The organism is Tautonia marina, from assembly GCF_009177065.1.
Classification (GTDB): Bacteria; Planctomycetota; Planctomycetia; order Isosphaerales; family Isosphaeraceae; genus Tautonia; species Tautonia marina.
The window spans coordinates 116,682-137,638 of record NZ_WEZF01000016.1; the positions used below are offsets into that span (position 1 = coordinate 116,682).

General features: G+C 66.1%; 17 protein-coding genes. 11 read left to right on the top strand and 6 right to left on the bottom strand.

Features of this window, described 5'->3' with window-relative positions; genetic code table 11:
- Positions 1 to 142 precede the first annotated feature (142 nt).
- From GA615_RS18925 to GA615_RS18940, 4 genes are all read left to right on the top strand, one after another.
- Entirely contained in the window at positions 143 to 1,210 is a 1,068-nt protein-coding gene (locus GA615_RS18925) for an NAD-dependent epimerase/dehydratase family protein (protein ID WP_152052884.1), read from the top strand.
- Positions 1,211 to 1,302: 92 nt separating this feature from the next.
- Positions 1,303 to 2,022 carry a manganese catalase family protein gene (locus GA615_RS18930; protein ID WP_152052885.1) on the top strand — a complete coding sequence of 240 codons (720 nt, stop codon included), beginning with the start codon at positions 1,303 to 1,305 and terminating at the stop codon, positions 2,020 to 2,022.
- A 158-nt stretch (positions 2,023 to 2,180) separates the two neighbouring features.
- Complete coding sequence (locus GA615_RS18935; RefSeq protein WP_201750239.1) at positions 2,181 to 2,423, top strand: DUF4926 domain-containing protein; 243 nt, start codon at positions 2,181 to 2,183, stop codon at positions 2,421 to 2,423.
- A 99-nt stretch (positions 2,424 to 2,522) separates the two neighbouring features.
- The gene (locus tag GA615_RS18940; protein WP_235905553.1) at positions 2,523 to 3,719 is read left to right on the top strand and encodes an aminotransferase class I/II-fold pyridoxal phosphate-dependent enzyme; all 1,197 of its coding nucleotides are present in this window, start codon (positions 2,523 to 2,525) and stop codon (positions 3,717 to 3,719) included.
- A gap of 45 nt (positions 3,720 to 3,764) precedes the next feature.
- Here the strand turns inward: GA615_RS18940 and GA615_RS18945 are convergent, their stop codons facing one another.
- Positions 3,765 to 5,216, bottom strand: a complete 1,452-nt coding sequence (locus GA615_RS18945; RefSeq protein ID WP_152052887.1) for a neutral/alkaline non-lysosomal ceramidase N-terminal domain-containing protein — start codon at positions 5,214 to 5,216, stop codon at positions 3,765 to 3,767.
- A 228-nt stretch (positions 5,217 to 5,444) separates the two neighbouring features.
- On the opposite strand from GA615_RS18945, the gene GA615_RS18950 reads away from it, so the two are divergent.
- The 3 genes from GA615_RS18950 (at position 5,445) to GA615_RS18960 (ending at position 10,820) form a co-directional block, all read left to right on the top strand.
- The gene (locus tag GA615_RS18950) at positions 5,445 to 6,014 is read left to right on the top strand and encodes a sulfotransferase family protein (RefSeq protein WP_152052888.1); all 570 of its coding nucleotides are present in this window, start codon (positions 5,445 to 5,447) and stop codon (positions 6,012 to 6,014) included.
- A gap of 749 nt (positions 6,015 to 6,763) precedes the next feature.
- Positions 6,764 to 10,270 carry a serine/threonine-protein kinase gene (locus GA615_RS18955; protein ID WP_152052889.1) on the top strand — a complete coding sequence of 1,169 codons (3,507 nt, stop codon included), beginning with the start codon at positions 6,764 to 6,766 and terminating at the stop codon, positions 10,268 to 10,270.
- A 124-nt stretch (positions 10,271 to 10,394) separates the two neighbouring features.
- On the top strand, positions 10,395 to 10,820 hold the full coding sequence (locus GA615_RS18960) for a thiol-disulfide oxidoreductase DCC family protein (RefSeq protein WP_152052890.1): 426 nt from the start codon (positions 10,395 to 10,397) through the stop codon (positions 10,818 to 10,820).
- 57 nt (positions 10,821 to 10,877) lie between these two features.
- Here the strand turns inward: GA615_RS18960 and GA615_RS18965 are convergent, their stop codons facing one another.
- Positions 10,878 to 11,288, bottom strand: coding sequence for a type II toxin-antitoxin system VapC family toxin (locus GA615_RS18965; RefSeq protein WP_152052891.1), 411 nt, complete (start codon positions 11,286 to 11,288; stop codon positions 10,878 to 10,880).
- Positions 11,285 to 11,512, bottom strand: coding sequence for a hypothetical protein (locus GA615_RS18970; RefSeq protein WP_152052892.1), 228 nt, complete (start codon positions 11,510 to 11,512; stop codon positions 11,285 to 11,287). The genes GA615_RS18965 and GA615_RS18970 overlap by 4 nt, the downstream gene beginning before the upstream one ends.
- 386 nt (positions 11,513 to 11,898) lie before the next feature.
- On the opposite strand from GA615_RS18970, the gene GA615_RS18975 reads away from it, so the two are divergent.
- The 4 genes from GA615_RS18975 (at position 11,899) to GA615_RS18990 (ending at position 16,774) form a co-directional block, all read left to right on the top strand.
- Entirely contained in the window at positions 11,899 to 13,191 is a 1,293-nt protein-coding gene (locus tag GA615_RS18975; RefSeq protein WP_152052893.1) for a MotA/TolQ/ExbB proton channel family protein, read from the top strand.
- A 395-nt stretch (positions 13,192 to 13,586) separates the two neighbouring features.
- On the top strand, positions 13,587 to 14,411 hold the full coding sequence (locus GA615_RS18980; protein ID WP_152052894.1) for an Ig domain-containing protein: 825 nt from the start codon (positions 13,587 to 13,589) through the stop codon (positions 14,409 to 14,411).
- A gap of 181 nt (positions 14,412 to 14,592) precedes the next feature.
- Positions 14,593 to 15,861, top strand: a complete 1,269-nt coding sequence (locus tag GA615_RS27580) for a hypothetical protein (protein WP_161602422.1) — start codon at positions 14,593 to 14,595, stop codon at positions 15,859 to 15,861.
- Between the two features lie 274 nt (positions 15,862 to 16,135).
- Positions 16,136 to 16,774, top strand: coding sequence for a hypothetical protein (locus GA615_RS18990; RefSeq protein WP_152052895.1), 639 nt, complete (start codon positions 16,136 to 16,138; stop codon positions 16,772 to 16,774).
- A gap of 54 nt (positions 16,775 to 16,828) precedes the next feature.
- Here the strand turns inward: GA615_RS18990 and GA615_RS18995 are convergent, their stop codons facing one another.
- From GA615_RS18995 to GA615_RS19005, 3 genes are all read right to left on the bottom strand, one after another.
- On the bottom strand, positions 16,829 to 17,353 hold the full coding sequence (locus GA615_RS18995; RefSeq protein ID WP_152052896.1) for a TPR end-of-group domain-containing protein: 525 nt from the start codon (positions 17,351 to 17,353) through the stop codon (positions 16,829 to 16,831).
- Positions 17,354 to 17,806: 453 nt separating this feature from the next.
- Entirely contained in the window at positions 17,807 to 18,988 is a 1,182-nt protein-coding gene (locus tag GA615_RS19000; RefSeq protein WP_152052897.1) for an ADP-ribosylglycohydrolase family protein, read from the bottom strand.
- 525 nt (positions 18,989 to 19,513) lie between these two features.
- On the bottom strand, positions 19,514 to 20,806 hold the full coding sequence (locus tag GA615_RS19005; protein WP_152052898.1) for a Gfo/Idh/MocA family protein: 1,293 nt from the start codon (positions 20,804 to 20,806) through the stop codon (positions 19,514 to 19,516).
- Positions 20,807 to 20,957 lie beyond the last annotated feature (151 nt).

Genomic DNA, 20,957 nt, shown 5'->3' on the forward strand with positions numbered 1-20,957 from the left:
CGGGCTACCATCCTCGACGCAACCGGGCGCCTCGACATCACATCGAATCGCCCGGCCCGACACCTAGGGACGACCACGAAGGATCGACGCCGGCCCTCACCCGCAGCGCCGGCGGCACGTTGCCACGAGGGCAAAAGACATCATGAAAGTACTCGTGACCGGCAGCAGCGGCTTGATCGGCTCGGAGGCCGTTCGTTACTTCGACGCCAAGGCCGACGCCGTCTACGGCATCGACAACAACATGCGGGCCGACTTCTTCGGGCCCGACGGCGATACCTCCTGGACCCTCCGAAACCTTCGAGACACCTGCGACAACTTCGAGCATCGGAACCTCGACATCCGAGACCGAGGCGCGATGCTCAAGGTGATCGAGGACACCCAGCCCGACCTCATCCTCCACTGCGCCGCCCAACCCTCGCACGACCTGGCCAAGTTCCGGCCGTTCGACGACTTCGACGTCAACGCCGTTGGCACCCTGAACCTGCTCGAAGCCACTCGCCTGCATGCCCCCGAGGCCGTGTTCATCCTCATGAGCACGAACAAGGTCTACGGCGACGCCCCGAACGAGCTTCCCCTGGTCGAGCTGCCGACCCGATACGACTACGCCCGGCCCGAGGACTACGAAGGGGTGGCCGAGGACTGCCGGACCGACCGCAGCACCCACAGCTTGTTCGGCTGCAGCAAGCTGGCCGGCGACATCATGACGCAGGAATACGGCCGCTACTTCGGCCTGAAGACCGGCGTCTTCCGCGGCGGCTGCCTGACCGGCCCCTTCCATAGCGCCGTCCCGTTGCACGGCTTCCTCGCCTACATGGCCCGCGTGGCCCTCAGCGGCGGGACCTACAACGTCATTGGCTACAAGGGGAAGCAGGTCCGCGACCAGATCCACAGCGAGGACGTCGCCCGAGCCTTCGAGGCCTTTTACCGTGACCCAAGGCCCGGCGAGGTCTACAACCTCGGCGGCGGTCGGGGCAACGCGGCGAGCCTGTTGGAGCTGCTCGACCGCTTCGGCCAGCTCGCCGGGCGGACCATCCCGCAGACCTACGAGGAAACGAACCGGGTCGGCGACCACATCTGCTACATGACCGACCTCCGCAAGTTCCGCGCTCACTACCCCGACTGGGAGCTGACCTTCAGCCTCGACGACATCGTCGACGACGTCTTTCAGACCTTGCACCGGCTCCGCCCGGTTGCCGCCAAGGCGGGGTAAGGCGGATCGGGGGTGTGTTCTCGGCACGCCGGTTGCTCTTGGTTCTCCCGAGAGTAACCGGTTCTTGATCCTGCAACGCCGAGGAGATCCGCATGTTTCTGCACCGCAAGCGCCCGCTGTTCCCGGTCAAGGTCGGAGAGGTCAACCCGAAGTTCGCCCAGAAACTGCTGGAGCAGTTCGGCGGCCGATCGGGCGAGTTCACGGCCATGACCGAGTACTTCGTCCAGAGCTTCGGCTGCGATCACAAGGGAATCCGCGACATGCTGATGGATGTCGCGACCGAGGAAATCGGCCACCTGGAGATGGTCGGCCTGATGATCGAGCAGCTCACCCGAGGGGCCGAGCGTGAGGAAGCCTACGAGGACACCTTGTTCTCGGTCATGGGCAAGAGTCCCCACTTCCTCGACTCGATGGGCAACGCCTGGACGAGCGACTGGATCCGCGCCTCGGGCGATCCCGTGGCCGACCTGAAGCACAACATCTCGGCCGAGGCCGGCGCGAAGATGGCCTACGAACGGCTCATCAACCTGACCGACGACCCCGGCTGCAAGGAAACCCTCTCGTACCTGATGGCCCGCGAGATTTCGCACCAGAAGATGTTTCAGACGGCCCTTGCGAGCCTCGGCAAGGAGTTTGAGGGGGAACTTGAACCTGAGACCGAGCTGAACACCTACTACAACCTTTCCAACGACGGCCAGGGGGATGTCGGCCTCGGCACCGACGAACGCGGCCCCTGGAACGAAGGCGAGTGGCAGTACCTCGACAACCCCGACGAGGCGCTCCACTCCAAGGTCGAAGGCCCGAAGGGCTGAGCCCGTTCCGGCATTCCTTCATTGCTGCCGATACGCCACGCCGAGGGCGGCGGACCTGTCATGGTTCGCCGCCCTTGGTTCGTTTCCAGAGCGATACTCGACCTCAAAGAAGCGAAACCGGGCGCATGCGCCGAGAACGGGCAAGGATATACTAGAGCTTGCTGCCAACCCATTGGGTCACCATGAGCCACCAGATCAAACTCCTTGACGTCGTCGCCCTGGTCGATGACCTGCCCGAACAGGGACTGGAACGGGGAGAGGTCGGCACGGTGGTCGAATTCCTGGCTCCTGATGTCGTTGAAGTCGAATTCAGCGACAATGGCGGGCAGCCCTTCGTCATGCTCCCGCTACGAGCCGATCAGTTGCTGGTCCTGAAGTACCGTCCGGCGATCGTTTCCTGACCTTCGATCTGCCCTGCAGTTCGTCTCCCGACCCCGGTCCCGACCCCCATGCTCAACGATACCCCCGACCCGTCCCAGACGTCCGAGGCCCTTGGGCCGATGCCGATCGAGGTGTCGGCGCGGGTGAAGAACCTGCCGCCGTACCTGTTCGGGAAGATCAACGCCTTGAAGGCCCAGAAGCGAAGGGCCGGAGACGACGTGATCGACCTGGGGATGGGTAATCCGACCGACCCTCCCGAATCGTGGGTCGTCGACAAGCTCTGCGAGGCCGCCCGAGACGCGCGGAACCACCGCTACAGCGTCGCCCAGGGGATCGACAACCTCCGGCGCGAGGTGGCCAAGCGGTACGAGTCGCGCTTCGGCGTGTCCCTCGACCCGGACGAGGAGATCGTCACCACGATCGGCTCGAAGGAAGGGTTCAGCCACATGTGCCTGGCCCTGCTCGGCCCCGGCGACACGGCCCTGGCCCCGGCCCCGACCTTTCCGATTCACGCCCACGCCGTCGCGCTGGCCAATGCGAATGTGATTGCGCTGGACATTACCGACCCGCAGCGGTTCCTGGCCAACGTGGCCGAGATGTGCACGCATCTGTACCCGAGGCCGAAGGTCCTGATCCTGAACTATCCGCACAACCCGACGGCCACGGTCGTCGAGCCTGCCTTCTTCGAGGAGATCGTCTCGCTGGCCCGCCGCTTCCACTTCGCGGTGATCCACGACTTCGCCTACGGCGACATCGGCTTCGACGGCTACGAGCCGCCCAGCTTCCTGGCGGCGAAGGGGGCCAAGGATGTCGGCTGCGAGTTCACGACGATGTCCAAGGGGTACAACATGGCCGGCTGGCGTGTGGGATTCGCCGCGGGGAACCGGGCGATGATCAACGCGCTCAAATCCATCAAAGGCTATTATGATTACGGGCTGTTCCAGGCCGTGCAGATCGCCGCCATCGTGGCCCTGCGGCACGGCGAGGAGGCCCGCAGGGCTCAGGTGCTCGAATACCAGAAGCGGCGCGACGTGCTGGTCGAAGGGTTGAACCGCCAGGGGTGGAACGTCCCCCGGCCGAAGGCGGGGATGTTCGTCTGGGCTCCCATTCCTGAGCCGTGGCGGTCGCGGATGGGCTCGATCGACTTCGCCATGAAGCTCATCGAGGAGGCCGACGTTGCCGTCAGTCCCGGCCGAGGCTTCGGCGATGCCGGGGAAGGCTTCCTCCGGCTCGCCCTGGTCGAGAACGACCAGCGCCTTCGCCAGGCCGTCCGGCAAATCACCCGATGCCTGCGGAACGAATCGAAAGACGCTTGAGTTCCGAGCGATTGAATTGTCAAAGAGCGACTCCCGCCAGCGCCGTCAGTCCTGGTCCAGGTGCTCGACGGCGCGTTGCAGGGCGTGCATGAGGATCGGGGCGGCCTGGGGGCCGATGCTGTTGATCTCGCCGTACTGGGCCTTCTCTCGGTCGTAGGCGAACGGGGGTTCGCGGTCCCACTGGCGGCGGGGGATGATGTAGCCGACCTCATCGTTGGCCAGGCCGAAGATGAGGATTGGGCCGTCGGGCAAGGTGTCCAGGACGCTCGGCTCGATCGGGGCGTCGGGAAAGTCGGCGTTCGGATCGGCGGGATCCTCGACCTGACCGGCGACCAGTTCGGGGTAAAGTTCCCCTGGAATCGCGGCCACGTGCAAGGCGCCGAGGCGCACGGCAGCCACCTCGGTCTGAACTGCCAGGGGGCCGAAGATGTTGCGGCGTCCGAGCGATGCGCCGGGCGAGTACGGGGCGCCCGTCCAGCGGTCGCCGAGGCGGTCGAGGACCCCGGCGACCCTCGCCAGGCGGTAGAGGGGGTTTTCCAGGGGGAGCCAGACCGGGACGGATGAGACGGCGAAGGGAGTCACGCGGATCGGCGAGGCCCCCGCGAGTGCCTGGTCGGTCAGGTCGGCGACGGCCACGCCGTAGGCATCGGCGAAGGCGAACTCCCCCTCCTCGTAGAAGGTGCCGTCGGGCCGGGTCAGAACATCCTCGGCGGCACTCATCAGGCCGCCGATCGCCCCGGTGAAGTAGGCGACCGGGGCCTGGTGCCGCTGTTCCAGGGTCCGGACGGTCGCCTCGGGAAAGTCGGCCGTGATCAGGGTGTTTTGGCTGCCGAGGTTCTCCGGGTGGCAGTTCCACTGCACAAGCAGGCCGATCGGCCGGCCACCTTCGGGAGGATCGAAGCGGAGGACGCGGAGGACGCCGTCCTTGACGACCGGCTCTCGGCTATCGGCCAGGAGCGACTCGTCCTTGGCCGTCCCGTACGAGGCGACGGCGGGCACGAGGGCCGCTTCCGCTGCTCGAACCGAGGCGACGATGCCGTCCTCGACCTGCTTCAGGTACGCGCGGTCCACGCCCGACTCGACCGGCGAGGGACCCCAGAGGCCGATCACGTCGGGGCCTTCGTGGTTGTGGGTGGAGCTGACGAGGACATACGTCATGTCTTCAAGGCGGGTTCGGGCCGCTTCGGTCAGTTCCATCTGCACGCCGATCAGGTCGACCGAGACCAGGGCGATGGTCTGATCGCCGTGGCGGAGGACGACAGCGCGGGACCAGATCGGGTCGTGGACGCCGGTCGCCCGGCGATCCTGACCGTAGCCGGCGATGAAGACGGGCCGGGCGTCGTCGCCGACCTCGGGGGTGATGTCGGCCTTGCCGAAACCGACCTGAAGCCCATTAGCCCGAGCGACGGCGCCGGGGGTTGTGGGATCAACCGCCAGCAGGACGATCAGTGGGGCGATCGGGGCCAGGCCCCTCCAGCGAATGCAAGCAAGCGTCATGGGCGTCGTTTCCCGGAATGATGCCGATCGGACCCGAGCCAATCCATCCAGACGATCATGCCTGAGCGGTCGTCGAGACGCCAGCGGTCGATGAGCTGTGGCGAGGGCTCCCCGGCGGTTGCCCTTCCCAGAACCGTCACGGGAGGCCACACTTGAAGCTATTGTCCGGTGACGGCCCCGGGGTCGACGGGCCGAGGTCGAGATTGAAGCCAAGGAGGATGGCACGCGATGAACCCGTTTGTGACGATCGTCTCGGGATTGCCCCGCTCCGGCACGTCGATGATGATGCGGATGCTCGAAGCCGGCGGCATGCCGGTCGTCACCGATGCCATCCGAGAGGCCGACGTTGATAACCCGCGCGGGTACTACGAGTTCGAGCCGGCGAAGAAGACCAAGGACGACCCCTCGTGGCTCGACGCCGCCCACGGCAAGGCGGTCAAGATGGTCTACCAGTTGCTCTACGACCTGCCGGGCGACCGGCACTACCGGGTTCTGTTCATGAGGCGGAGCATGCCCGAGGTGCTGGCCTCGCAGAAGAAGATGCTCGCCCGCCTCGGTCGAGACGACGGCGGCATCTCCGACGAGAAGATGGCCGCCCTGTTCCAATCGCAGCTTGCCAAGTTCGAAGCCTGGGCGGCCCAGCAACCGCACCTGGCGATTCTGGAAGTCGACTACAACCAGATGGTCTCCGACCCCGTTCCCCTGGCGAGCCAGATTAACCAGTTCCTCGGCGGCATCCTCGACGAAGCGAAGATGGCGGCGGTCGTCGAGCCGGACCTCTACCGCAACCGAGGCTGATCGGAACCCGTTCCGGCGGCTGCCAGAATGGCAAGTGGCTTTGTTTGGTTCGGCGAGCGTCCCCTCGTGTGACCGCCATTCTGGCGAGTGGCTTTGTTCGGTTCCGAGTGTCTGGCCCCGTCGCGCTGCCATTCTGGCAAGTGGCTTTGTTTGGTTTTGTGTGACGCAACGGGGGAGGAACGCTCGGGTGCGCCGCCCGGTGCGCCTCGGGTGCGCTCTTGCGGAGTGAAGGCGATCGACGTAACCGCTGAATGAAACGCAGGTTGCTCGGATCGGCCTCGGTTTGTTTCGGCAATGGGGCACGTCCGCTTCGGCCTGGGGGGATCGAGGACTCGGGCCGAGGGGCGCTGCGCATCGAGGCGCGCACCAAGGCCGCTCGCGGAACGTGCCGAACATCGAAGCGTGGTGCGGTCGAAGGTGATTCACGGAAGACGAGACCCGAGGGAGGACCGATCGGAAGGTGAGGCGCGTGGGGTCGAGGGACACTGAAACTATCGGGAAATGACGCGGTCTTAGTCACCGAATCGCAACGGTCGAGACCGATTGCCTGGTGATGCTGCCTGGGGTCGATCTGAGACACGAACCCCGTCCCCCGAACGTATCCCGCAGCGGCCCCCTGAGGGGGTTGTTTCCGCCCGGTTCTGCGCCGAGAATCCGGGAACATCACGCAAGCACCCTCCAGGGTCCAGTTCGGTTGCGACGGAGCAGCCGGAGAGGCTCGGGCATGTCAACGACCGGGAGATGCCGCGATGACCGGTGATGCTGACCGGAATCTGTTGTTTGGTTTGCTCGCCTTGCAGAATGGTCTGATCAACCAGGATCAACTGGTGGGCGCGTTTCGGGCATGGTGCCGAGACGCGACGAGAAGCCTGGCCGAGCACCTGATTGAGCAACGACATCTCGACGCCGAGGGCCGGGCGGCAGTCGATGCGCTCGCCGAGCTGATTCTGAAGCAGCACGACGGGGATGCGACCGCGAGCCTGGCGGCGATGCGCGTGGGGGGCTCGACGCGCGACCGGCTCCGGGAGCTGAACGATCCGGACCTGAACGCCACGATCGACCATGTGCCCTCGGAATCGAGCGATCCGGAGGCGACGGCGAGCCATGTGAGCGGGGGGGGCTTTGCCATCGGGTCGAGCACGGCGGAGGGGCTCCGGTTCCGGGTGCTTCGGCCGCATGCGAGGGGGGGGCTGGGAGCGGTCTTCGTGGCGGTGGATGGGGAACTGAACCGCGAAGTCGCGTTGAAGCAGATCCTCGACCATCACGCCGATGACCCGGCCAGCCGACAGCGGTTTTTGATCGAGGCCGAGATCACGGGAGGGCTGGAGCATCCCGGCATCGTGCCGGTCTACGGACTGGGCGTCTTCGAGGATGGACGGCCGTACTACGCGATGCGGTTCATTCGGGGAGACTCGCTGAAGGACGCGATCACGCGATTCCATGACGATCGATCGTTGAGGACCGACCCCAGTCGTCGATCCCTGGAATTGCGGAAGCTCTTGAGACGGTTCACCGACATCTGCAACGCGATCGAATATGCTCATGCACGAGGTGTTTTGCACCGGGACATCAAGCCGGGCAACGTGATCGTGGGGAAGCACGGCGAGACGTTGGTGGTCGACTGGGGCCTGGCCAAGGCGCAAGGGAGGACCGAGGGGATCGAATCGTTCGAGGAACGCCCGCTCATCCCCAGCTCGGCCAGTGGCTCGGCCGAAACCTTGCCGGGATCGGCGGTTGGGACGCCGGCGTTCATGAGCCCGGAGCAAGCGAGGGGCGATTTGGAGGCGCTCGGCCCGGCGTCGGACGTGTATAGCCTCGGGGCCACGCTGTATGCCCTGTTGACGGCTCGGGCGCCGATCGAAGGGGGCGACCTGGCCGAGGTCCTGCAAAGGGTCCGGCAAGGTTTGTTCCCGCATCCGAGGACGATCGACCAGGCGATTGATCCGGCGCTGGAGGCGATTTGTCTGAAGGCGATGGCGCTCGACCCGAGCGATCGCTACGAGTCGGCCCGAGCCTTGGCGGATGACCTCGACCGCTGGCTGGCCGACGAACGGGTGGAGGCGTACCCGGAACCGTGGACGAGGAGCCTGGCCCGCTGGCTGTCTCGGCACCGATCGGCCGTGACCGGCGCGGCGGCGGCGGTGCTGGTGGGCCTGATCGGTCTGGCTGCCGTCGCGGTGGTCCAGACGCGAGCACGAGCCGCCCTGGCGGAGACGAATCTGGAACTGGTTGAGGCGAACCTAGCCCTCGATCAGCAACGCTCCCGAGCCGAGGACCGCGAGCAACAGGCCATCGACGCCGTGAAGCGCTTTCGAGACGCCGTGGCCGAGAACCCGATCCTGAAGAATGCTCCCGAGCTGGACGAGCTGCGCAAGACCTTGCTGCAGGAGCCGATGGCGTTTTTCAAGACGCTGCGCGACCAGCTCCAGGCCGACGGCGACACCCGGCCCGAGGCGCTGGAACGGTTGGCGAACGCGGCGTATGAACTGAGCGAGATCACCAATCAGATCGGCGACCCGCGCGACGCGATCGTGGTCATGAGAGACGCCCTGGCCCTCTGGAAGCAGCTTGCGGCCGATCATCCAGAGGTGAACGATTACCAAAACGATCTTGCGACCAGCCACAACAACCTCGCGCTGCTGCTGAGAGCGGTTGGGGACCTGAACGGGGCCCTTCGGGAGCATGAGGAGGCGGTGGCCCTCCAGAACGCACTGGTGTTGGAAAATCCTTCGGTCGCCAAGTACCAGAACGGCCTGGCCGACAGTGAGAATAATCGGGGGATCTTGCTCAGTCAGCAAGGGGACCTGGAGGCGGCGCGGGGCGCATTTGAGACTGCGGTCGCCATTCAGAAGGGGCTGGTAGCGGCTGACCCGACCGCCGTGGCGTTTCAAAATGGCCTGGCCAGAACCCATAGTAACTTCGGGAACCTGCTTCAGATGCTGGGGGATCTGGAGGGAGCGAGCCGGGAGCTGGAAGCCGCCGTGGCGATCCAGAACAGCCTGATCGCCTCGGACCCGACGGGCATCGAGGTGCGGAACGCGCTGGCGGCCAGTTTGAACAATCTGGGAATCGTGCGACGATCGCAGAACGACCTGGCCGGGGCACTCGAGGCGTTCGAGGCGTCGCAGGAGATTCAACAGAAGCTGGTCGACGCCAATCCGACCGTGACCCAGTTCGGGATCGGGCTGGCGAGGAATCACACCAACCTCGGCTTGCTCCGGGCCGAGATGGGAGACCTGGAGGGAGCGCGTCGGGAGCACGAGGCGGCCGTGGCGGTGCGGACCGCGCTGGTGAGTGAATTCCCGACGATCGTCGATTTCAAGGTTCTTCTCGCGGAGAGTCTTACGACGCTGGGCCGGTTGCTGAAAGACCTTGGCGATCCGTCCGAGGCGCGGCGGTCGTATGAGCGGTCGATTGAGGTTGGAGAGCGACTCCTGCGGGAGGAGCCGGAGATCCCCTTGTTTCAGCGGAGGCTTGGCAGCGTGCTGGACGACCTGGCGCTGCTCGATGTGGACGAGGGGCGGTTTGCCGACGCCCGAGACCGGCTTCTCCGGGCGATCGAATGGCAAGGGAAGGCGTTGGAATTGGCCCCGGAGGACGCGGATCTGCGAGAGCTTCAGGTCTTTTCGTGCGTGAGCTTGCTGGACGTGGCGGAGGAACTCGGCGACGAGGCTTTGGTTGCCCAGGCCGAGCGGCTTCTGGAGGAACTTGAGGTCAACGACCCGATGTTCCCGCTGCTGGAAGCCCTGCTTCTCACGGTGCTGGAGGGAGAGGAGCCCGAGGACAACGACGTCCGCCTCGCCCTGGCCGATCATGCGTACGAGACCGAACGATTCGCCGCGGCGGCTCGCCTCTGGGGAGAAGGGCTGGAATTGGACCCCTCGCTGGCCGATTCCCGAGAGGACCAGCATGCCTACAATGCCTCCTGTGCCGCTGCGCTGGCGGCCGACGGCCAGGGTGTCGATGCTCCGGAAGTCGCGGACACTCGGGCCAAGCTGCGGTCGAAGGCCCTCGGCTGGCTTCAGGACGAGTTGGAGAGGTGGTCGGCCCTGGTCGAGCAGGCCGATGACATTCAGGCGAGGGAAATCGTCGAGACGCTGGAGTACTGGCAGATCGACCCGGATCTGGAGTCGATTCGAGACGCAAATGCTTTGCAGCAGGTTCCGGAGCCGGAGCGGCAGGCGTTCGAGCGGCTCTGGCAAGACGTGACGCGGTTGCGGGAGGAGGCGGAAGGGAAGGCGGCCGGGCCGGAATGATCCGATTCCGCGTGCTTCGTCCCGCATTCCGTTGACGGACGTGCAAGAATTACGACGAGGTCCGATCCGATCGGGGGATCGCGCACCGGTCGCGTGGGGAGGAGGCGTCGAGATCGAGGGGCAAATGGCCGCTTGCTCGGAATCGCGGGCCGAGGTTCAGGAGCCGATCGTCTTTTACGACGGGGAATGCGGCCTCTGCAATCGGTTCGTGCAGTTCGTGCTCGATCAGGACACTCGGGGACGCGTCTGCCTTGCGCCCTTGCAAGGGGAGACGTTCCGCGAGCGCTGCCCGGATCAGGGGAGGCCGGACCTCTCGACGGTCTTGCTGCTGGAAGGGGGTCGGCTGTACGACCGATCGGGAGCGGCCTTGCGCGTGCTGCGTCGGCTCCGATGGCCGTGGCCGTGGCTGGGGAGACTGGGTTTGCTCATCCCCCGTCCGGTGCGGGATTGGGGGTACGATCGGGTCGCGGCCCGGCGCTATCGCTGGTTCGGCGCGGCCGAGGCGTGCCGATTGCCCTCGCCGGCCGAGCGGGCGCGGCTCTTGCCCTAAACGGCCTGGGGGGGCTGGTCGCCAGCGCGATCCGCGAGGATGGCCCGTGCGGTGGGATCAGGTCGGGGATCGGAAGATCGCCCGGAAGCCGGCCTGCTCGAAGTGGTGGTCGCCGGTGAGGGCCTCGGTCAGGCCGCGATCGGCCATGACGACGAAGGAAATGCAGTCAGTCAGGCTCCAGGATTTGTCGGGGCGACGGGCGTAGAGGTCGAGGCCGCGGTCGAAGAGTTCGGGGCTGGGTGGGACGATTTCGACAGACGGATTCTTCCGGATACGTTCCATCAAGCGGAGAAACGCCTGTCGGTTTCCCGGCGCGGCCAGTGCGTCGGCAAGTTCGGTCAGAACCCACGCGGTCGTGAGGAGTGGTCCGGGTTCGTTCGCGAGGATTGCCAGGGAGCGCTCATGGGCCGCATCCCTGGGGTTCCCGATCGCCAGGAAGAAGAACGTGTCGGCAAAGCGAGTCGTCATCGCTTCGGGGTGCCGTGGAGGTAATGGTCGTGCTGCTCGGCCATGTCGGGCGGGAGTCCCTGGGCTTTCCCGGCGAACTCCATCAAAGCCTGCGACAGGTCGCGGAGCGCCTCGTCCATCTCGATCGGCTGGATGTGCACCTTCGTCCCCTCGGGAGGGGGCGGCACCCCTTCATCGAGAACAACCACCCCGCCTCGGACTTCGCCGGTATACGTCTGGGCCATGAATTCATCCCTCCTTTGACAAAGAAGTATACCGGGAGCGGAGGCGGCCGGCGATCTCATCGGGTCAGAGAGGCCTTCTCGGCCGCATCCCGGTCCGGGCCTTCGGGGGCGTAGCCTCCTTGTCGGGAGCACGAGGTTGCAGAAGGGCCAACAGGTCCGACCTGAGGGCCTCCCATGCGATTGGTCCTGATCTTCAATCAGCCAGCGAGGGACTCCGGCCGAGGGGCATCCATCGAAACCCCGATAGCAAGGCTCGGACGAGAAATGTCGGGGGCCGTCGTTGAAGTCGCGGGGCCGTTCGGGCCGATGGAACGGGTTGTGAGGCTGGCCCGGAGGGTCGGCGGCGGTGGGTTGGACTGCGTGCGGACCAAGAGGAGGGATGCTGCATGTCCCGCAAAACGAACGACCTGGCCCAAGGGGGATCGTCGGCGTCGTACGGAGGCGCCCTGGCCCTGCTGGCGGTGGCCCTGGCGTTCCCGGTGGGGTTGATGGTGTTCAACCCAACCTTGATGTTCGAGCGGGGCTGGCATCAATATGCCGGGACGGCGATCTATGCCTGGGCCGTCCTGATGCTCGTCCGGGAATGGAACCGCTTGCGCAGCGACGAACGGGCCTTTGCCGACGCTCCAGCGTTGCTCGATCGTGTCCGCGGTGGCGAGGCGATTGCCGCAACCGATGCTCGCTTGCTCCCGAGCCGATTGCGGCAGCTCGACGGCCACGCTCGAGGGCAGTCGGCACCCACCGTTGGCCAGTTGATGGAGCTGAACCGAGAAGTCTCGGGGCTGGACCAGGAGCGGACCGCCGCGCGGTTCACCTTGACGCGGTACATCCTGTACTTGCTGCCGGTCATCGGTTTTATCGGTACAGTCGAGGGGATCAGCCAGGCGCTCGGGAATATCAGCATCGTCTTGCCGATGGTCAAGGAGCTGGACGGCTTCCTCGGGAACCTGACGGGGGTGACGTCGGCCTTGCAGGTGGCGTTTGACAGTACGTTACTCGCCTTGTTCCTGAGCGCGGCGTTGATGTTCGTGCAAACGGTGATTTATCGCCTGGCCGAGGATCATCTGGCGAGGGTCGATGCCTGGGTCGTCGAGCATGCCTTGCCGAGCCTGGGCCGAGCGGAAGGGCCGGATGAAGCCCTTGCGCCGCATCTGGACCGGATGCGGGAGGAGTTGATCGCCGCGCTGACCGATCGGCTCGGCGAGGGGTTCGGGCCGTCGGTCGATCGGTTCGCCGAATCGGTCAACACGCTCCCGGCCGCGCTCGGTGAGCTGAGGCGAGGAGCCGAGGCAATCGGTCGGCTTGGGGATGATCTGGGGGCCGTCGGTGAGGCGAACGAGTCGATCCGCAGGGTCCTGGCGGCGATGGCTCGGATCGAGGCGGCACTCAGCGATCAACCGTCGGTCGAAAGTCAGCTCGAACCGATCCGGCGCGGGGTGGACCGGGCAACGGTAGCCGTCGAATCGCTCTCGGACCAGTGGACGGCGGCGTTCGAGCGGTCGAGTCGATCGACGCAGGAGCAACTGGCCCGGACCCTGGCAAGCCTGAAGGAAGCGCTCGATCTCCTGCACGTGAGCATGGAACAGGGGAACGCCCTGTACCGGAACATCGTCCGCAAGATGTTCGAGGAACGTGCGGGGGGGATCGGTGGCGGCCAGGATGCCTCGAAGGCGGCCTGATTTCCTGGGTGGCATGACACCGCGGCCGGGGGCAACGCATCGGCCGGCCGCGGCCGGAGGAACTGGAGTTTTCGGTACCATCGGCCGAAACCCAGAGTGACGATCGTCGAGGGAACCGAACCGAAGCGGGCCGAGGCGGTCGGCAGGGTTCCCTCGACCGGAAGGGATCAACGGTCACGCAAAGGGTCAGGGTGGGGGGGGCAATCGATCCAGGGGTGGTAGCTTTGATCGAGCGTCAGACCCGCAGGCGCAGTCCCCCCCTACCCCGCCCCTTTGCGTGACGAGAACCCGACGGGCCTCGGTCGGAGTGGCCGAGCCCGACTTTGTGGCCGAGTGCGTCGTTCGATGGGTCGAACGAGCCTCGGACCAAGGATCGAGAAGGAGATCGCACGACCATGCGTCGCGGACGTCGAGGCGGTCACGGGGTTCTGGAGTTCGGCGGCTCGGGCGAAGATTCGTTCGTGGCCGTAGTGGTCACGAAATTGACCGGCGCACTCCTGTTTATTCTACTCCTGTCAATGGTCATCATGGCCTTGATCCCCAGGGCTGTGGATTCGACCGGGGCGACAGCGGGATCGAGCGGAAAGGAGCCGGAACCGCTGGCGATCGTGACACCCGAGCGGCTTCCCGAGGCGATCGTAGGCCGGCCTTACGAGCTGGCCCTTGCGGCGACCGGGGGCAGCGGGACCTTGCGATGGATGATCGATGGCCCGATTCCCGAGGGCTTGACGTTCGATCCGGAACAGGGCCTGATTCGGGGGACGCCGGAATCGGGAACGCCCGGGCCAGTTTCGGTGCGTGTTCGGGTCACTGACGGTCGGCGCTCAGATGGGCGAGCGCTTTCGATGGTGGTCTATCAGCCCGACGGCCCGTTGAGCTTGCCGACCCCGCTGGAGGCGACGCTGGGGCTTCCTCGATTGCCGTGGCGGGCCTGGGGAGAGCTGGGGTTTGGCTTCCTGGTGCTGGCCCTGGTGCATCTGGTGGCGATGAACGGTGTGGCCGCGATGCAGCGGCAGGCCCTGGCAAGGGCTCCGGAAGGGTCGGGATCGGGGCGGTTCGCGTGGTATCGAGGCATCATTCGGCTGGCGACCGTCTCGGCGGTTGTGGCACTGGCCGGTTGGCTCTGGATGCACCGAGGAATGGCGGAGGATCGCCCCAATCCGCAGGCGACGATGGCCGTGGCGACGGCCCCGGATGATCGACCCCAGGTGTCCCGATAAGTTCGATCCGTTCAAATTGAAGTTTTCCGGGTCCAATCGTGACTGCGCAACGCTTAGAATGAGAATGAGTTGGATGCCTTGATCCCGGAACGTCGGGAGCCAAGGCAATCCAAGCGATTCGGACCCGGCACGCCGCCGGACCCGCCTTTGCGATTCCCTCACGAGACGGAGGACATCGGGGATGAGAGTGATCGACCGACGGTATCCCTTGACCGCGGCGCTTCTGGCGGCGGGATTTCTTGCCCTGGCCCCTTCGGCCTCGGCCCAGGTCCGGCGCAATCTGGGAGGCAACACCGGCGTAACGCCGACGGGAACACCCTCGGCCGAACCGACTCAGGAGACCCCGGCCGAGCCGGAAACGCCGAATATCCCCGGTGTGGTCCGGCCTCCGGCGGAAGGCGAAGAGGGGGAAGGCCAGCAACGGCCGGTCGACCCGGAGATGGTCGCCCGAATCGTCCAGATGCGCGGTCCGATGTGGCTGCTGGAACAGGAGCCGGTTCGCAAGGAGCTGAAAATCTCCGACGCGCAGCTCGAACGGCTCAAGTCGGTTGATACCCAGATGCAGGAAACGCGACGGGAAGCCTTCACCCAGATGCGCGAGCAGATGCGCAACCAGGGAGGCCGCCAGCAAGGAGGCCGTCCGCAGCAAGGCGGCAACGTTCCGGGTGGTGGTCGTCCGGGAGGGCCGGGCGGTTTTGCCGGTCCTGGCGGCTTCGGCGGGCCGGGGGGATTCGGTGGCCCCGGTGGTTTCGGCGGGCCGGGTGGCGGATTCCCAGGGGGTGACGCCTTCCGAACCATGATGACGCAGATGCAGCAACAGACCGAACAGGCCGTCGCGGCGGCCCTGAGCAAGGGACAGCAGAAGCGTCTGCAGGAGATCATTCTCCAGGCCAAGGGGCCGATGGCCGTGACCGAGAACGAGGTTCAGAACGCCCTGCAACTGCTGCCGTACCAGCGCGAGCAGATCGCCATGATCAAGCAGGAAATGGAGATGAAGCAGCAGCAGGCGGGCAACGCTCGTCGGCAGTTATTCATGGGGGTCTTCCAGCCCAATCGGGAGGGGCAACCCGGCCAGCCGGGTCAACCGGGCCAGCCGGGCCGAGGTGGTCAGCAGGGGCAGCCTGGAGCGGCCGGAGGGCGTCCCGGCGCCGGGCAAGACACCAATAACGATGACGATGATGAGGACAACAACCGGAGACGCGGTCGTCCGCAGATTGACCCCGAGACCCAGGCGAAGCTCGACGCCCTGGAGACCCAGAGCGAATCGTACGAAAAGGAAGCGCTGCAGAAGATCGGCAAGGTGCTGAGTGCCTCGCAGATCAAGCAGTACAACCGCTTGCTCGGTTCGAAGTTCGACTTCTCGACGCTCGACATGCGTTCGGCCGGTCGGGGCGGCTTCGGCGGCTTCGGCGGTGATCGGGGTGGTCGAGGAGGCCGGGGAGGCCGCTGATCGCTTCGGTTCCGAACGGCTGAATTTGGGTCGATGCCTTCCAACGCCGAGGAGGCGGGACAAGGGTTCCCGCCTTCTCGGCGTTTGCTCGTTGGGGAGCCTCGGCAAGGCTGGGGTTCTCTGGCAGGGCGATCCCTCGTATAACGAGTCCGCCCTGTTGACCGGTTCGAACGACCGCATGCGATGGGATCGAGGGGCAATCGGAGACACAACGGGGGGCGAAGGGACGGAACCCTTCTGCCGATGGACGGGAACTCTCGAAGGAGTCGGCCCCATGCGGTTCGGAGCGCTCTCAATCGCGGCGGCGGTGGCGATGGGCATGGCACTCTCGGCCACCGGCACGGGGGAAGACCCTGGTTCGGCTTCAGCGTTCTGGCAGCTTCCGGACGAGGCGATCGGTGCCCGGCTCTCGCCGGTCTTGCTTCTGAGTCGGCAGGATGTTCAGGCGGAGCTGACCATCACCGCCGAACAGGCGGCGGCCGTGGAACGGGCGATCGCCGAGTTGCTGGCCCAGGCGAGCAGTCTGCGGGGACGCTCCGGCCCGGATGCCGTGGCGGCTCGCCGAGCCGTGGACGAGGCGGCGCAGCAGTGGATCGAAGGAAACCTGTCGGCGGATCAACAAGCACGGCTGGCCCAGATCGACCTGCAATGGCAAGGAGCCTCGGCCCTGGTTTCGCGGCCGACGATTGCCGCGAGCCTGGAATTGACCGAAGACCAGCAGCGCCGGATTGTCCAGACCCTGACGCAAGGCCGAGCGGCCGGTGAAGATCCGTTGCAGGCTCACCATCGGATGCACCGCGATGCCGTGAGCGTGCTGAGCGAGGATCAGCGGTTGCGGTGGCTGGCGATGATCGGCTCCCCCTTCGATGTGGTCGAGCAACGCGCAGCGTCAGAGGGTCGCGTGACGCGATGAGAGGATGAGTCGGCAGGGCCGCCCTGCCCTGCGTTCTTGCCGGGGCAAGTTGGTTCACCGATTGGTTGAGAGGCCCTCGGCCAGGCAACGGAAGGCCGGGTTGTCTCGGACCGAGTCGAAGTCGGATTCGTCGGCGATCAGGGACCGGAGCGCAGGCTGGAGTTTCAGGGCGGCCTCCAGTTCCTGGAGACAACGCTCCAGGTTGCCGGCAAGGCTCCAGTAGCAGGCGAGGTTATAGGGGAGCAACGGCTCGTCGGGATTCGATCGACGAGCGAGGGTCAGGGCGTCGATCGCCTGGGCCAGGCGGTGGGTGCGTTTGTAGCACCAGCCAAGGGCAACGGCCACCATCAGGTTGCCGGGCCGAAGGCGGGCAGCGGTTTCGAGGGGATCGAGGGCGTCTCGGTAGCGTCCCAGCTCTCGGAGGGCCTCGCCGGTCAGATAGCTGGCCTCAAACTGCATGGTCGCCCAGTCGGGCCTCGACTGGAGGATCTCAAGCGCATGGGAAGGCATGCCGAGTTCGAGGAAGCCCTCGGCCTCACGGAGCCGACGGATGGTCGGGTCGAGTTTCACGCCAGACATCACACGCCGCCCTCTTTCGCCTGATCCGCAAGGATTTCCGTGAGTATTCTATCTCACGTGATCCGCCCAGGAAAGCAATCGTCCGATCCGGTCGGACCCGGGCGAGGCAAACCACCCACCGGCCCAGTCTGTCGGACGGGCTCGAACGGGTCTCGGTGAGCGTCCGTCGGCCTGCCGCCCTTGGGGGGTGGGGTCGAGGCCAGGGGAGGCAGCACCCTGGGACGGGTGATGGGGCCACCCGATCCGCCGACGTTGGGGAGGGTGGATTGCTCCCCTCGCTCGACCTGCGGCAACCCTCTCGTCGGTGCCGAGGGAGAGGGTTGGAGTTGAGGAGGCCGAACGTTTGAGGCCAGGCGCAGCGCCCTGGCCGAGCCTCCCATCTCCCCGGGCCTCTCCCCCGACTCGGGGGAGAGGGAGAACGACAACTGCCAATGGAAGTTCCCGACGAACGACTCAGCGAGGGGGGCGAATGTTCATGCCTCCGTGCTGGTTGGGCGGCATGAGCTTATCGCGGCTGAGGCTTTCCTCGTCGCTGAGGTGCCGTTCGGTGGAGACGAGGTCGGGGATGTCGAGACCTTCGGTCGAGCCGAGTGCAAGGGCCTGGGCGCGGAGGTCGATCCCGTTGCGATTGCGGAGACCGTGAAGCCAACGGTCGGGAATGGCGTCGAGGCCATAGGAGGCGCCGGCCAGAGCGCCGAGGATGGCTCCGGCCGAGTCGGCATCGCCACCGAGGTTCACCACGTCGATCAGGGCTTCTTCCAGAGACTCGGTGGTGAGCAGGAGGTAGAAGCAGGTGGGGATGCAGGCCGGGGGAAAGCCCATCGTCGGCCGTTTGCAGACGGGGCGGGCGCCGTGGGCATTGGCCTCCTCGACCAGCGCGGCAAGGGCCTCGGGGCGGGGCAAGTCGAGCAAGGACTCGACGTTGGCGATGGCCCGGGAGAGGCTGCGGCCGTGGTCGTTGATCGAGGCGACGACGTGACCGAATTGCTGGGCGATTCGGGTTTCGGCGGCGGCCACGTCGCCGGCAACGCGGAACAGGAGGCTGGCGGATCGGGGTTCGAGGGTGAGCAGGCGGCGAACGGCCGAAGCGACGGCGATGGCGCCGGAGAGGCTTCGGATGTCGCGGTGGGTGATGAGGCTGGCGGTCATGACGGCGTCAAAGAGGCCGTCGGGATCGTCGGGGAAGGCGATGGCGGCAGGAGCGATCCGCATGGCCGCGCCGATGCCGGCGGAGTCCTGGCCGCATTCGAGCGGGGGGCGTCCCTGATCGAGCTGTTCGAGGACGAAGCGGAAGCTGCGGCCGACGCCTCGGTGGGCCCCGGCGTAGCCGTTGCGGGGGTTGGCCAGGTCGAGGTAGAGGGCCGCGAGCATGTCAGGATCGACCGCGCGTCGGGCGAGCAGGGTTTCGGTCAGGGCGAGGGCCTGCTGGGTGTCGTCGGTGTAGAGGCCCGGAAGGCGCCAACGGAAGGGCTTGCGTTTCCAGGCCTGGGCGCCATCGACGTAATCGACGACCGTGCCGTAGTGGGCGCGGATCTGCTGGGGGCTGAGCCCCTCAAGCGGTGCCCCCAGGGCGTCGCCGACGGCCAGGCCGAGCAAGGTTCCTCGGGCCCGGTCCAGAAAGGTCGACAGCGGCATACGAATCGGCTCCTTGCGATCCCCCGACGACGAGCGCTCGGGGTTCGAATCGGCATGAGGGTCAACGGGTTGGCCCGAAGGAACCGGGGGAGGCTGGTCGTCCTGAGCGTCGGTCGGCGCCGCCCCGTGATGGTTCTTTCGGCTCGATGAACGGCCCGGATCCGAGCCGTGACGGCCTCGCGGTTCAGACATGATATGCCTCGCGATCGCGGCCCTCGCCTCGTGGCGTGTAACTTTCCATCGGCCTGCGCCAACGGCGACGGTGAGCCCGGGTTCCGAGGAAGCGGAACGAGGTCCAACCGGGTTGTCGCGACCGATTAGATCCGACTGGTCCGGGCAATCCGAGCGTTCCGGACCCTTGTCGAACGAACCACACCACGGACGATCTCCCTTCCCTCCGGACCCGGTCGGGCCGATGGCGGCCGTTTGCGGGTCCTGAACGTTTCGATCCCCGAATCGAGCCAGGACGCGGGCCGGATCGAGAGCGGCCCGCGACTGGTTTTGGCAAAAGTGGCGTTGCGTCCGCTACCCCGTCAAGGCCCAGGGGGCTCGATAGGGGCGGGAGAGCATGGCGGCGGCCTCGTCGTCGTCGTCGATCGTCTCGCGGACCGGGTCCCAGGGGATCGGTCGGCCGAGTCGAGCGGCGATGTTGCCCAGGTGGCAGACGGTCGCCGAGCGGTGGCCGATCTCGACATCGCAGATCGGCCGATTGCGGTCCTTGATGCAGGTGATCCAGTTTTCGAAGTGGTTGCGGCTGACTTCCAGGCGGATCGCGTCGGAGCCGGCAGGCTCGTCGAGGATTTCCTGGGGATCGGCTTCCAGTTTGCCTCGGGCCACGAAAATCGACCCGTCGGAGCCTTCGAACCGGATGCCGTTCGGGTCGCCGAGCCCTTGCCGGCAGCGAACCTGAACACCGTCATCGTAGGTGTAGACGACCTCGCTGGTGGTCGGCACCTCGTACCAGGCCTCGGGATGATACGACACCGAGACGGGATCGACCCGGACCGGGCCGGACTCGTCTCGTCCGAGGGCCCACTGGACGATGTCGAGGTGGTGGGCTCCCCAGTTGGTCATCTGACCGCCGGAATAGGGCCAGAAGAAGCGGAAGTTGTAATGGACCTGCTTCGGATTGAACGGACGGAACGGCGCGGGGCCGAGCCAGAAGTCGTAATCCAGTTCGGCCGGGGGTTTGGTGTCGGGCACGGGGGGGCCTTCGAAATTGACCCCGGGAAGCCCGACGACGATCTGGCGGATGGTGCCGATTCGACCGTTGCGAACGGCTTCGGCCGCGCGGCGGAACTCGGAGCTGGAGCGTTGCTGGCTGCCGGTCTGAACAACGCGATCGTGCGACCGGGCGGCCGAGGTCATGGCTCGACCCTCGGCGACGGTGAGCGAGAGGGGCTTTTCGCAGTAGACATCCTTGCCGGCCTTGCAGGCGTCGATGGTCGGCAGGGCGTGCCAGTGGTCGGGGGTGGTGATCAGGACGGCGTCGATGTCGGGTCGATCGAGCAGTTCTCGATAGTCGGAGAAGGTGGGGACGGTCGAACCGGCCCGCTCAGCCACCAGGGCCGACGCTCTGGCAAGGACCTCGGAATCGACATCGCAGAGGGCGGCGACCTCGGCGTCGGCGCGGCCGAGCAAGGCTTTCAGATTATTCGACCCTTGATTGCGGACGCCGATGAAGCCGACCCGAACCCGGTCGGCGGCGCCGAAGGCCCGCGCCGGGACAACACTCGGAAAGGCGGACGCGAGGCCGAGGCCGGCAAGACCTCCCAGAAATTGGCGACGATTCGGAGCAAAGTGTTCCCGGTTTCTCATCTCAAGTCGTCTCCAACAAAGCGGAAGGCTCGCAACAGAACGCGGCGCACAAAGAATGCTGCGGGCGATGGGATCCGGAGCGCGATCCACCGATCAATCCCAGGCACACCGGGCGAGCCCGGTGCCTTTCGTCAGGCGTCACCAGAGGTTG